General features: G+C 40.1%; 12 protein-coding genes. All 12 read left to right on the top strand.

The window, feature by feature from the left end:
• Positions 1-57 precede the first annotated feature (57 nt).
• The 12 genes from I592_RS08330 to nrdR all read left to right on the top strand — a co-directional run bounded on the left by I592_RS08330 (position 58) and on the right by nrdR (position 12904).
• Positions 58-429, top strand: coding sequence for a VOC family protein (locus I592_RS08330; RefSeq protein ID WP_010780644.1), 372 nt, complete (start codon positions 58-60; stop codon positions 427-429).
• A 30-nt stretch (positions 430-459) separates the two neighbouring features.
• On the top strand, positions 460-1188 hold the full coding sequence (locus I592_RS08325) for a metallophosphoesterase family protein (RefSeq protein ID WP_010780645.1): 729 nt from the start codon (positions 460-462) through the stop codon (positions 1186-1188).
• Between the two features lie 139 nt (positions 1189-1327).
• Entirely contained in the window at positions 1328-2155 is an 828-nt protein-coding gene (locus I592_RS08320) for a DMT family transporter (protein ID WP_010780646.1), read from the top strand.
• A 181-nt stretch (positions 2156-2336) separates the two neighbouring features.
• Entirely contained in the window at positions 2337-4517 is a 2181-nt protein-coding gene (locus I592_RS08315; RefSeq protein WP_010780647.1) for a Tex family protein, read from the top strand.
• Positions 4510-4959, top strand: a complete 450-nt coding sequence (locus tag I592_RS08310) for a SprT family protein (RefSeq protein WP_010780648.1) — start codon at positions 4510-4512, stop codon at positions 4957-4959. The genes I592_RS08315 and I592_RS08310 overlap by 8 nt, the downstream gene beginning before the upstream one ends.
• A 101-nt stretch (positions 4960-5060) precedes the next feature.
• On the top strand, positions 5061-6395 hold the full coding sequence (gene murC, locus I592_RS08305) for a UDP-N-acetylmuramate--L-alanine ligase (protein WP_010780649.1): 1335 nt from the start codon (positions 5061-5063) through the stop codon (positions 6393-6395).
• Positions 6396-6532: 137 nt separating this feature from the next.
• Positions 6533-7012 carry a MaoC/PaaZ C-terminal domain-containing protein gene (locus I592_RS08300; RefSeq protein ID WP_044926163.1) on the top strand — a complete coding sequence of 160 codons (480 nt, stop codon included), beginning with the start codon at positions 6533-6535 and terminating at the stop codon, positions 7010-7012.
• On the top strand, positions 7005-7688 hold the full coding sequence (locus I592_RS08295; protein ID WP_010780651.1) for a Bax inhibitor-1/YccA family protein: 684 nt from the start codon (positions 7005-7007) through the stop codon (positions 7686-7688). The genes I592_RS08300 and I592_RS08295 overlap by 8 nt, the downstream gene beginning before the upstream one ends.
• A 213-nt stretch (positions 7689-7901) precedes the next feature.
• Positions 7902-10541, top strand: a complete 2640-nt coding sequence (gene polA / locus I592_RS08290) for a DNA polymerase I (RefSeq protein ID WP_010780652.1) — start codon at positions 7902-7904, stop codon at positions 10539-10541.
• A gap of 268 nt (positions 10542-10809) precedes the next feature.
• Entirely contained in the window at positions 10810-11643 is an 834-nt protein-coding gene (gene mutM / locus I592_RS08285; RefSeq protein WP_010780653.1) for a DNA-formamidopyrimidine glycosylase, read from the top strand.
• Positions 11644-11645: 2 nt separating this feature from the next.
• Positions 11646-12245 (top strand): dephospho-CoA kinase, encoded by a 600-nt coding sequence (coaE, locus tag I592_RS08280; RefSeq protein WP_010780654.1) that lies wholly within the window; start codon positions 11646-11648, stop codon positions 12243-12245.
• A 185-nt stretch (positions 12246-12430) separates the two neighbouring features.
• Positions 12431-12904 (top strand): transcriptional regulator NrdR, encoded by a 474-nt coding sequence (nrdR, locus tag I592_RS08275; RefSeq protein ID WP_010780655.1) that lies wholly within the window; start codon positions 12431-12433, stop codon positions 12902-12904.
• The last annotated feature ends 5 nt before the right edge of the window (positions 12905-12909 follow it).

The following is a 12909-nucleotide window of genomic DNA, read 5'->3' as shown; positions in this document are numbered from 1 at the left end:
GCTTCTTTTTGTTATATTAACTATATATTTTTAGAAATTTTTCGAGGAGTGGATACCGTGTTCAATGAACAAGTAAAAGTGATTTTGTATGCAAACGATGTAAAAAAAGCGAGCGCATTTTGGCAAAGTCTTGGTTTTGTCGAGATTAGTTTTGAAGAATTAGATGGCTCGCAGGTTGCGGAAGTAGCGATGAGTAAGGAGAGTACGACGCATTTAGTTATTTATGATCGCGCGTTTATTGAAAATAATGACGACGAACTATCTGAACCAGCACCTGCACTGATTTTCGGAAGTGACGATGTTGTTTCACTATATAAAAAATTGCAAGAAGTGAATGTTCAGTTGGGAGATCTAGCGCAAATCGGTGAAGAATATGTCTTCAATTTTGTCGACACCGATGGAAATTATTTTGTCGTTTCTGGAAGTTAAGATAGTCCTTGGTTGAAGGGGGCAAATAAAATGGATCAAGTTTTTGTAATTGGTGATATTCATGGTGAGTATGAAATGTTTCAACAAGTATTGAAATATTTTCAACCTGAGAAGCAGCAGCTCGTGCTGATTGGGGATTTGAATGATCGTGGACCTAAGAGTAAAGACTGCTGGCTTTTAGGTATGGAACTGGTTGAAAAGTATCAAGCGGTCTACTTAAGGGGAAACCATGAACAATACTTTTTAGAGTTTATGGAAAAACCGGAAGATTGGTTTCCTAGTTATCTTTATAATGGTGGAAAAGAGACCATCGAGAGCTTGCTTCATAAAGGAGCGACAGATGAGTATTCCCCGACCGAAATCGCGATGATGATCCGCAGCCGCTATCGATCATTGGTTTCTTTTTTATCCGAACGGCCTTTTTATTACGAATGGGGCGACTACCTTTTTGTACATGCGGGAATAGACTTGACGAAGAACTGGAAAGAAACTTCGGAATTTGATTTTCTATGGATTCGTGAGCCTTTTCATGAAGGAAAAAATCGCACAGGAAAAACAATTGTGTTCGGACACACGATTACTCCTATGCTTTACGGCGACATGCAAACGACCTCTCTGTGGGAATCAGATGGAAAGATCGGTATTGACGGAGGGGCTGTTTTTGGAGGAAGCCTGCATGGCGTAGTTTTTGACACTAAAGGCATTGTTCAAGATTATGAACTTCCAAATGAGCATGGGCCGTGGCAGCCTGATTTTTAGCAGCTAAGTGAGATTCGACTAGAATCTCACTTTTTTTTGAATTTTCTTGCATGGTCATTTCTTAAATGGCATAGTGGTTAAGTATACAGAGATCAAATGAATTAAAATATTACAACTGATTGAAAGAAGGAGGGAAAGAATGTCAGAGACGGTCAAAGGGCATTTATCCGCAAGTGTAACGGTCATGATTTGGGCATTAACATTTATCTCTACGAAAGTATTGCTAAAGGACTTTTTACCTATTGAAATTCTTTTTATTCGTTTTTTGATCGGTTTTTTAGTTTTGACGGTTGTTTCGCGTAGGCGACTTTCATTCAATGGATGGTCAAAGGAAAAGTATTTTATGATCGCTGGTTTATTTGGTATTTTCTTGTACTACTATTTGGAAAATGTCGCGTTGACCTATACGCTAGCAATGAATGTGGGGATCATAGGCTCGGTCAGTCCCTTCATGACTGCGCTGATTAGCCGATTTGTGCTGAAACAAGGAACGATTCCAAAAATTTTTGTTTTAGGATTTATCTGTTCCATGATCGGCATTTCATTGATCAGCTTATCGGGGACACTAAATGTTGACCCCATTGGCGATGGGCTGGCTTTAATAGCAACAGTTTGCTGGGCGTCCTACTCGCTAATCGTTAAAAAGATCAGTACTTTTGGTGAAGGAACGATTGCAACAACGCAGCGAATATTCTTTTATGGACTGTTATTCATGCTTCCTGTTCTATTCTTGTCGATAGATTCTTTTGATGTTTCTAGATTTGCTCAACTAGGAAACTTTAGCAATTTATTATTTTTAGGCGTGGGTGCATCTGCGTTGTGTTTTGTCACTTGGAACTTTTCAGTCAAAACCCTCGGCGCCGTTCGAGCAACAGTTTATATTTATACGATTCCTATGTTAACAACGATCGCGTCCGTAGCCATATTAGGCGAAACGATCACGATTAAAACAGTTTTTGGCATTTGATTAACTTTAACCGGACTGATTTTATCAGAATTACCAAACCTATTGAGGCAACGAAAGAATATCATTTCTAAATGACCCTTCACTGCGGATGAACGTGAAGGTTTTTCTATGGATGGATAGAAGCAAAGTTCGCTGAACTATGATAAAATAGATAAGATTTTGGATGAAAAGAGGAATGGAAATGGCAGAAGGTTTAAACCAAGAAATCATTCAATTACTGAATAAAGAATTAACGGATTACCGTCCACAGCAAATCACTGTTGTTTTAACTTTATTGACAGACGGAAATACGGTGCCTTTTATCGCCCGTTACCGAAAAGAAATGACAGGCAGCTTGGATGAAGTCCAGATTCGCGAAATCGAAGAACGTTATAATTATTTAGAGAACCTAGAGAAGCGCAAACTGGAAGTGCTGCGTTTAATTGATGAACAAGGAAAATTGACGGAAGAACTAGCACAAAAAATCCAAAAAGCAGTCAAAGTACAAAAAGTAGAAGATTTATATCGTCCGTATAAACAAAAACGTCGGACAAAAGCAAAGATCGCCAAAGAAAATGGATTGGAACCTTTGGCTGAGTATTTAGTAAGCTTTCCGCAAAACGGGGATGTTTATGCAAAAGCGGAAGAATTTATCAATGAGAATGTCGCCAATGCAGATGAAGCCTTGCAAGGCGCGCATGAGATCGTAGCCGAACAAATCAGTGACAATCCGGATTTTCGTACATGGATTCGCACCTTCACGAAAAATAAGGGCGTCTATCAAAGCAAAGTCAAAGATGCTGAGAAGGATGAAAAGGGCGTCTATGAAATGTATTATGATTTCGCTGAGCCTATTAATAAAATGGTCTCCCATCGTGTATTAGCGTCTAATCGTGGGGAAAAAGAAGAGGTTCTAAAGGTTTCGATCGTCGTTGAAGAGGACAAAGTCTTTGACTACTTGGAACGCCAACTAGTACAAAATAGTCGTTCAATCACCGCAGAATTTGTTCGAGAAGCCTATAAAGACAGCTACAAACGGTTTATTGGCCCGGCTATTGAGCGAGAGATTCGAAATGAATTGACCGAAGATGCCGATGAACAAGCCATCAATATCTTTGGCGAGAATTTACGCAACTTGCTTTTGCAACCTCCTTTAAAAGGAAAAGTCGTGTTGGGCTTTGACCCCGCGTACCGTACTGGATGCAAATTAGCAGTCGTAGATGAAACAGGGAAAGTGTTGGCCATCGAAGTGATCTATCCCCATAAGCCAGCACCTCAAGCCAAACGCCAAGCAGCCGGCCCAGCCTTTCAAGCGTTGATCAAAAAGCACGGCGTCGAAATGGTTGCTATTGGGAACGGGACAGCAAGTCGTGAATCTGAATTGTTTGTGTCAGAGCAGTTGAAACAAATACAACAAGAAGTGTTTTATGTCATCGTGAATGAAGCAGGGGCTTCCGTGTATTCTGCCAGCGATGTAGCACGCGCAGAGTTTCCAGAATTACAAGTAGAAGAGCGCAGTGCCGTCAGCATCGCGCGACGCTTGCAGGACCCTTTATCGGAATTAGTGAAGATCGATCCAAAGGCGGTAGGTGTAGGGCAATACCAACACGATGTTTCGCAAAAACGGTTATCTGAACGTCTTGATTTTGTCGTTGAAACAGCCGTTAACCAAGTGGGTGTCAATGTCAATACAGCGAGTCCGCAGTTGCTGCAATATGCTTCTGGATTAAATAAGACCACTGCGCAAAATATTATGACGTATCGTGAAGAAAATGGCGCGTTTACATCACGTCCGCAATTAAAAAAAGTGCCCCGTTTAGGACCAAAGGCTTATGAACAAGCTATTGGATTTTTACGCATTCCCGATGCAAAAAATATTTTGGATACAACAGCGATCCATCCGGAGAGTTATGCTAGTGCGAAAGAGATTTTGGCTCTAGCAAATGTGGAGCTTAAATCTTTAGGCTCTGAAGAAGCAACAGAGAAAATCAAAGGGTTGCAGTTAAGCCAATTGCAGCAAGCGCTCGAAATCGGAAAAGAAACAATCAAAGATATTCTTCAAGCGCTGCTTCAGCCTGGTCGTGACATGCGTGATGAAATGCCCGCACCGTTATTGCGCCAAGATGTTTTGACAATGGAAGATTTACAAGCTGGGATGGAACTGCAAGGAACCGTCCGCAACGTAATTGATTTCGGTGCATTTGTCGATATCGGCGTAAAACAGGACGGGTTGGTCCATATTTCTAAATTGAGCAAAAAATTTGTTAAACACCCAACGGACGTTGTCTCGGTTGGAGATGTGGTAACTGTCTGGGTTGAAGCGGTGGACGTCAAAAAAGGCAGAATCAGTTTGACAATGGTTCAAAGTGATAATCATGACTAATCAAGAGTTACAGGTTCTCGTCGAAAAAATTTCTCAGGAATTTTTTCGACGTCCCTTTTGTCATCGAGCAACATTTAACAAGCGATTAAAAACAACAGGTGGTCGTTACCATCTAAATAGCCATGATTTGGACTTCAATCAGTTGGTCTTTCAAAAATACGGGGAAGAAGAATTGATCAAAATCATCAAGCATGAACTTTGTCATTATCATTTGCATATAGCTGGACGAGGGTATCAGCACAAGGATAGAGAATTCAAACAACTGTTGAAGCAGACAGGAGGTTCACGGTTTACACCGCCGTTAGCTGTGAAAACGTATCAAGTGTACCAGTGCTTAAAGTGCCAACAAGAAGTCATTCGTCGTCGAAAACTCGACACGAAAAGGTATGTATGCGGAAGATGCCAAGGGGAACTAAAATTTTTGAAGATGATTGAAAAATAAGGAAATAAAAACAGCTTGAAGAATAAAAGATTGCTATTTTTACGGATTTATATGATAATGTGAACCGCAAACAATTTTGTACATATAAGGAAGAGGATTAAATGAATAATAAAGATACACTTTATCATTTTGTTGGAATCAAGGGTTCTGGAATGAGCTCATTAGCTTTAGTTTTACATGAAAAGGGCTATCGTGTACAAGGTTCCGACGTTGAAAACTATTTCTTCACTCAACGTGATTTAGAAAAAGCTGGCATTACTATTTTGCCATTTAGTAAAGACAACATTAAAGAGGGTATGAAAATCATTCAAGGAAATGCGTTTCCTGATACCCATGAAGAAATTGCCCGAGCGAAAGAACTAGGTCTGGAAATCGTTCGTTACCATGATTTTATTGGAGAATTTATCCAGCCTTACACGAGTATCGCAGTAACAGGGTCACACGGAAAGACGAGTACAACAGGCTTGCTTGCCCATGTATTAAATGGATTGGCGCCTACGAGCTATCTAATCGGTGATGGGACTGGACACGGTGTACCAGATGCGACCTTCTTTGCGTTTGAAGCCTGCGAATACCAACGCCATTTCTTGGCCTATGCACCAGATTATTCCATCATGACGAATATTGACTTTGATCATCCTGATTACTTCAAGAGTATCGGTGATGTGTTTGAAGCTTTCCAAACATTGGCATCACAAGTTAAAAAAGGTATCTTTGCTTATGGTGATGATGAATACCTGCGTAAACTAGAAGCGGATGTTCCTATTTATTATTATGGACTGTCAGAAAATGACGACATCCAAGCACGGAATATCGTTCGTACGACGAATGGTTCTGCATTTGATGTGTACCATAAAGAAAAATTTATCGGACGTTTCTCCGTTCCTTCATTTGGAAAACACAACATTCTCAATGCGTTGTCAGTAATCGCTGTTGCCTATTTCGAAGGACTGAACATGGACAAGGTGAGAGATGAGATGCTGACTTTCTCTGGTGTGAAACGCCGATTTACTGAAAAGAAAGTTGCAGATATGATCATTGTTGATGATTATGCGCATCATCCTGCTGAAATCAAAGCGACGATTGATGCCGCTCGTCAAAAATACCCTGAAAAAGAATTGATCGCCGTGTTCCAACCACATACATTCACACGGACGATTGCCTTAATGGACGATTTTGCTGAAGCGCTGGATCGTGCGGATAAAGTATATCTATGTGATATTTTCTCATCTGCCCGCGAAGTTGCTGGAGACGTGAAAATTGAAGATCTAGGCGCGAAAATTCAAAAGGGCGGACAAGTAATCAAAGAAGAAAACATGTCGCCGCTTTTAGACCATGAAAATGCAGTAGTTATATTTATGGGCGCGGGGGATGTACAAAAATTTGAACGTGCTTATGAAAACCTATTAAGTAATACGACACGCAACGTGTTATAGTAAGCGGCCCTCGGCAAACCATTGTCGAGGGTCCTCTTCTTTTTTTAATCTTCGCAAAAAATTAATACAAAAAAGGTACAAGCTTGTGTTTTACTTGCTTTCTGATAAAATAATGAGTAGAACAATACACGGAGGGAATGAATTTGTATACTATGAAAGCTCGGAAAATAGGCAAATCGATTGATGAAATTGAGGAAGGTGACTCGTTATCGTTAACGGAATCAATCGAAGATAATCAGATTCTTTTATATTTAGGATTAACAAACGATGCCAATCCTTTGTATATCCAACATGATTACGCAAAAGAAACTGAATATGAACAACCACTTGTCCCATCGGTTATGTTAATGGGGATCATAACAAGTGCGATTTCAAAACATTTACCAGGACCGGGTTCTCATGTCGTGAATTTTTCTATCAATTTTATTGATCCAGTTTTCCATTATGAAACGTTGACCTTTGAGTTTGAAGTGATCAAAGTGGATAAAATGAAAGATGTTGTTACGATCTCTGTTGAAGCGGTGGAGTCCACCGACAATGAAGAGAAACGCATTTTAGATGCAGTGGTAATGGTGAAACCGCCACAGGCACATATAGGAGATGATTTGAATGAATAATCAAGAAACACAAGTTTATGGCTTGAATCGTTTTTATGGAAAGATTTACGCCTTTCTAGCGATGGGAATCGGTATTAGTGCAGTGATTTCATATATGACATTGAATGTTTGGAGCAGTCAAGTCGAACACTTTATCAATAATTTTCCGCTAGGTTTTTGGGGAATCTGGATCGCTGAGATCGCCTTAGTTATCTTTTTAGGTGTGAAAGCACAAAAGAATCCCACGTTAGCAATTGGTGGATTTATCGTTTATTCTGCGTTGAATGGATTGACGCTGGCAGTTACTTTGGCAATGTATGATATTGGTACCGTCACTCAGGCATTCGTTACAGCATCTGCTACATTCCTAGTGATGTCACTGATAGGTTCATTTACTAAACGTGATTTATCGGGCGTTGGACGAGCAGCATTGAGTTGTCTGTTCGGGATTATTATCGCCATGCTGCTAAATGTGTTTGTATTACGTAGTGGTGCGGTAGATTTCTTCATTTCCATTTTAATGGTAGTGGTTATGTCAGGGATCACGGCGTATGACAATCAAATGATTCGAAAGATTTATCAAGGGACGAACGGTGAGGCAGGAAATGGTGTGGCCGTCTTTATGGCGCTACAGCTTTACTTAGATTTCATTAATCTGTTCATTTCATTCTTAAGAATTTTTGGAAGTAGTAAATAGAAAGAGACGAGCGATCGTCTCTTTTTTTTGCATTAAAGAAAGAATCCGAGAAAAAATGGCTCCATTCTTTTCATTTCATAGATTACTTTGTTAAAATGAGGGGTGGAAGATCATCGCCATAGAAAAGTGGCTGGAACATGATGACTGATGTGCTGAAAAACGCATTTATTTTGTAAAAATCAACTACATTAATAGAAATTAGGGGTCGAGTATATGAGTGAAAAGAAATTATTATTAGTAGACGGCAATAGTGTTGCGTTTCGTGCCTTCTTTGCTTTACACAATTCTTTGGAGCGTTTTAAAAATAAGAATGGGTTGCACACGAATGCGATCTACGCGTTTAACAACATGTTTGAAAATGTAATGGATCGAGAAAAACCGACACATGTACTAGTAGCTTTTGATGCGGGAAACACGACGTTCCGTACAGCTATGTACTCTGACTACAAGGGTGGGCGATCAAAAACACCGGGAGAATTCCGAGAACAGATGCCCTATTTACGTGAATTATTAGTAGGCTTAGGAGTAAAGCACTACGAGCTCGATAATTATGAAGCGGACGATATTATTGGCACACTCGCGCATCGCGCAGCCGAAGAGGGATTTGACGTAGTTGTCCTATCTGGTGACCGCGATTTGACTCAGTTAACGACGGATAAGATCAAAGTAGATATCACTGTTAAAGGGGTAAGTGAAATCGAATCCTACACGCCTGAGCATGTAGCTGAAAAATATGATGGATTAACGCCTCATCAAATTATCGATATGAAGGGCTTAGCGGGAGATACTTCCGATAATTACCCTGGTGTAACGAAGGTTGGAGAAAAGACAGCGATCAAGTTGTTGAAGCAGTTCGGTAGTGTTGAAGGCGTTTATGAAAATATTGACGAATTGAAGAAAAGTAAAATGAAAGAAAATTTGATCAATGACAAGGATCAGGCGTTTCTTTCTAAAGAATTAGCGACCATCAAACTAGATGCACCTGTGGATGTTTCGATTGATGATTTAGCGTACAACGGGAAAGATTTAGACAAGTTGATCCCATTCTTCAAGGAAATGGATTTTAAAGGCTTTTTGAGCAAATTAAATGTTGAAGAAGAAGAAGTTGAATTAGAGGACATAAAGTTTGAAGTGGTTGATGAATTTACAGAAGAGATGTTCACAGCTGATTCAGCTTTGTATGTAGAAATGTTAGAAGAGAATTATCATCTATCGGATATTGTAGGTGTTGCTTGGGGAACCAAAGAAAAAATATATGTGACCGACGAGTTGGCGCTTTTTGAGAGCGATGTGTTTAAAAAATGGCTGGAAACTGCAAATGGTAAAAAAGTTTATGACGCAAAACGCACGTATGTTGCATTAAATCGTTACATTACTAAAACAGAAGGAATCAATTTTGATGTTTTACTAGCGGCGTATCTTTTAGATACCAACGATAATAGCAATGACATCGCAGGAGTCGCTCAATATTATGGCTATACTGAGATCCAAACAGACGAACAGATATACGGAAAAGGCGCTAAAAAAGGTCTCCCTGAAGATCGTGAAGTCTTCTTTGGACATTTGGCACGGAAAATCAAAGCGATCCATTTCTTAAATGATAAATTGGAAAAAGAATTGGAAGAAAAGAAACAGGATGATCTGTTTTATCAAATGGAACTGCCGCTTTCACGTATTTTGGCTGAAATGGAAATTACAGGGATCACTGTTGACGCACAACGGTTGCAATCGATGCGTGGGGAGTTCTCCAAACGTTTGCAAGAGATCGAAAAAAAGATTTATCAAGATGCGGGAGAAGAATTCAATATTAATTCACCGAAACAGCTGGGCGTTATTTTGTTCGAAAAAATGAATCTGCCAGTAATCAAAAAAACAAAGACCGGTTATTCCACAGCAGTCGATGTGTTGGAACAATTACGGGAGCAAGCGCCAATTGTGGAGCATATTTTAAACTATCGTCAGATTGCTAAGATTCAATCAACTTATGTAGAGGGTCTTTTGAAAGTGATTCAAAGCGACAACAAGATCCATACTCGTTATATTCAGACATTAACGCAAACGGGACGATTGAGTTCAGTTGATCCGAACTTACAAAATATCCCGATCCGTTTAGAAGAAGGAAGAAAAATTCGTCAAGCGTTTGTGCCGCGAGATGAAAACTGGTTGATTTATTCTTCTGACTACTCTCAGATCGAGTTACGCGTTTTGGCACATATTTCTGGAGATGAACATTTGAAGCAAGCCTTCCGTGACGGAATGGATATTCACACGAGTACCGCGATGCGTGTCTTCAATGTTTCTGAAGATGAGGTAACACCGAATATGCGCCGCAATGCAAAAGCAGTGAACTTCGGTATCGTTTATGGGATCTCTGATTACGGCTTGTCACAAAATTTAGGAATCACCAGAAAAGCAGCTCAAGAATATATCGATACGTATTTCGAAAATTATCCAGATGTAAAACGGTACATGGAAGAAAGTGTTCGAGAAGCAAAAGATAAAGGCTATGCGGCTACCTTATACAATCGCCGACGGTATTTACCAGACATTAATGCCCGCAACTTCAATCTTAGGTCCTTCGCTGAGCGAACGGCGATCAACACACCGATCCAAGGAAGTGCTGCAGATATTTTGAAGTTGGCAATGATCGAAATGGCAAAACGTTTGAAAGAAGAAAAATTGCAAGCAACGATGCTGTTGCAAGTGCACGATGAATTGGTATTTGAAGTCCCTGAGAGTGAATTAGAACAGTTAGACGCACTCGTAAAAGAAGTGATGGAAAATACTGTCCAATTAGATGTGCCGCTTTTGACGGACAGCAATTGGGGCAAAACATGGTATGAAGCAAAATAGTGAAAAGCTGGAAGAAATTCCAGCTTTTTTACTTCATTTAAATTGCTGCGGGCATGTTAGAATAAGAATGATTGCCTGTTCTTTCTAGAGAAAACAAATTATTTTTCGCTTTTTTAGAAAAATGGTACCGTTAATACGAACTTGCGCCTTTTTTGCGAGATAAAGATACGTACCGCTTCACTGTTAATATATCCAGAGATGTGAAGGGCGTACCTGGCTCAAGCAAGTTCATAAAATCGAATAAAAGAATAGAGTTAGGATGATAGATATGCCAGAATTGCCAGAAGTTGAAACAGTAAGGAAGGGGCTAGTTTCTTTAGTCAAAGGAAAGACGATCGCAAAGGTCGATGTTTATTGGCCAAGAATCGTTGAATTCCCAGAAGTAGAAATTTTCCAGCAGCAGTTGATCGGGGAGTCCATTGAAACTGTCGAACGTCGGGGGAAGTATTTAATTTTTCAGTTTACTCATTATGAAATGGTTTCCCATTTAAGAATGGAAGGCAAATATGAATACTTTAAACAGCCGACGCCATTAGATAAGCACAGCCATGTACGCTTTATTTTTTCAGATGGGTCAGAACTGGTCTATCATGACGTTCGAAAATTTGGCCGAATGGCGCTGCTAAAAAAAGGGACAGCCAAGGAGTACAAAGGTTTGGCCCAATTGGGACCGGAGCCGACAGATGAAGACTTCGATCTAGCGCTTTTTAAACAGCAGTTAAAAAAATCCTCAACCATGATCAAGCCATTATTATTAAATCAAAAAGTGGTGGCAGGTTTAGGGAATATTTACGTGGATGAAGTGTTATGGCTGGCAAAGATTCATCCAGAGCAGCCTGCTAATACATTAAGTGCGCAATCTGTTCGTCGTTTACGAGAAGCCAGCATTGAAGTGATTGGAAAAGCCAAAGAAGCAGGCGGCACCACTATTCGGACGTATTTGAATGCGCTGGGAGAAGCAGGTCATTTCCAACAAGAGCTGCATGTCTATGGACAAACGGGGATGCCTTGCTCTCGTTGCGGCACACCAATTATAAAGATCAAAGTTGCTCAGAGAGGAACGCATCTCTGCCCACATTGTCAAAAATTGAAGAAGGTGTAAAGATGAGCTTTGTTTTAGGCATTACTGGAGGAATCGCTAGTGGAAAATCGACGGTGGTAACTCTTTTTAAAGAGCAAGGATTCCCTGTTGTCGACGGGGATATTGTTGCTAGAGAAGTGGTTGAACCGGATACGGAAGGACTTCATGCTCTAAAAAAAGTTTTCGGCTCGGAAATCATCAAAGAAAATGGCGCGCTAGATCGAAAAAGATTAGGAACGATTGTTTTTCAAGATGAAGAGCAGAGAAACCTGTTGAATCGAACATTAGATTCCTTTATTCGGAAGGAAATTACGAAACAAACAGAAGAGGCTAAGCGCGTAAGCCCCCTTGTGATCGTGGACATTCCTTTATTATATGAAGGAAAGTATGAAGCGATGATGGATCAGGTCGCGGTAGTGTATGTCACTCCAGAAATACAATTGCAACGGTTGATGATGAGAAATGATTTTTCAGAAAAAGAAGCCTTGGAACGAATCAACAGTCAGCTTTCTTTAGAAGAAAAGAGAAAACGAGCAGATGTGGTCATTGATAATTGTTCCTCGAAAGAAACAACGCAGCGGCAAGTCCTTGATTGGCTAAAAAAAAATAAATTTGTTTCTTAAAGAATTCGGCGTCGTAGCAGTACGACGCTTTTTTTAGCACGCTGGTTATGGTAAACTCATGTTATATAAACAAATAAATTTAATGTCACAGCGAATCGTTGTTTTTAAAAAATTGTTCTATATAACAAAATATATTTCACAAAATCAGTGAATTTAACTAAACGTAAGAAAGTGTGGGTGAAGCAATGCGTTGTCCAAGATGTAATCATAATAATTCTCGAGTGATCGATAGTCGACAAACTGATGACGGACGAGCGATTCGCCGTAGAAGAGAGTGCGAAAGCTGTGGGTTTCGGTTTACAACCTTTGAGCGGATCGAAGCAGCTCCTTTATTAGTTGTTAAGCGAAACGGGGATCGTGAAGAGTTCAGCCGTGATAAAATTTTACGCGGATTGATCCGTTCGGCGGAAAAACGCCCAGTCGCGATGGAACAAATGGAACAAATCGTTGATCACGTGGAAAATCGGGTCCGCAGCATGGGAGAAAATGAAGTTCCAACGAGTCAGGTTGGCGAATTTGTCATGGAAGATTTGATGGAAGTGGATGAAATTGCGTATATACGTTTTGCAAGTGTATATCGACAATTTAAAGATATGTCTGTGTTCTTGAAGGAATTACAGGAGATCGTTGATAAAGCGAAATCAACGGATGAAGAGTAGGAGGC

Origin of the sequence: Enterococcus gilvus ATCC BAA-350 (assembly GCF_000407545.1) — a bacterium.
Lineage (GTDB): Bacteria > Bacillota > Bacilli > Lactobacillales > Enterococcaceae > Enterococcus_A > Enterococcus_A gilvus.
Note: the sequence above shows the minus strand (reverse complement) of the source record. Positions and strands in the feature narration are given on the sequence as shown.

What these genes read in the sequence shown, in the direction of transcription:
- I592_RS08325 (WP_010780645.1), top strand. Translation starts at nt 460, where the DNA reads ATGGATCAAGTTTTTGTAATTGGTGATATTCATGGTGAGTATGAAATG.
- I592_RS08320 (WP_010780646.1), top strand. Translation starts at nt 1,328, where the DNA reads ATGTCAGAGACGGTCAAAGGGCATTTATCCGCAAGTGTAACGGTCATG.
- I592_RS08315 (WP_010780647.1), top strand. Translation starts at nt 2,337, where the DNA reads ATGGCAGAAGGTTTAAACCAAGAAATCATTCAATTACTGAATAAAGAA.
- I592_RS08310 (WP_010780648.1), top strand. Translation starts at nt 4,510, where the DNA reads ATGACTAATCAAGAGTTACAGGTTCTCGTCGAAAAAATTTCTCAGGAA.
- murC (WP_010780649.1), top strand. Translation starts at nt 5,061, where the DNA reads ATGAATAATAAAGATACACTTTATCATTTTGTTGGAATCAAGGGTTCT.
- I592_RS08300 (WP_044926163.1), top strand. Translation starts at nt 6,533, where the DNA reads ATGAATTTGTATACTATGAAAGCTCGGAAAATAGGCAAATCGATTGAT.
- I592_RS08295 (WP_010780651.1), top strand. Translation starts at nt 7,005, where the DNA reads ATGAATAATCAAGAAACACAAGTTTATGGCTTGAATCGTTTTTATGGA.
- polA (WP_010780652.1), top strand. Translation starts at nt 7,902, where the DNA reads ATGAGTGAAAAGAAATTATTATTAGTAGACGGCAATAGTGTTGCGTTT.
- mutM (WP_010780653.1), top strand. Translation starts at nt 10,810, where the DNA reads ATGCCAGAATTGCCAGAAGTTGAAACAGTAAGGAAGGGGCTAGTTTCT.
- coaE (WP_010780654.1), top strand. Translation starts at nt 11,646, where the DNA reads ATGAGCTTTGTTTTAGGCATTACTGGAGGAATCGCTAGTGGAAAATCG.
- nrdR (WP_010780655.1), top strand. Translation starts at nt 12,431, where the DNA reads ATGCGTTGTCCAAGATGTAATCATAATAATTCTCGAGTGATCGATAGT.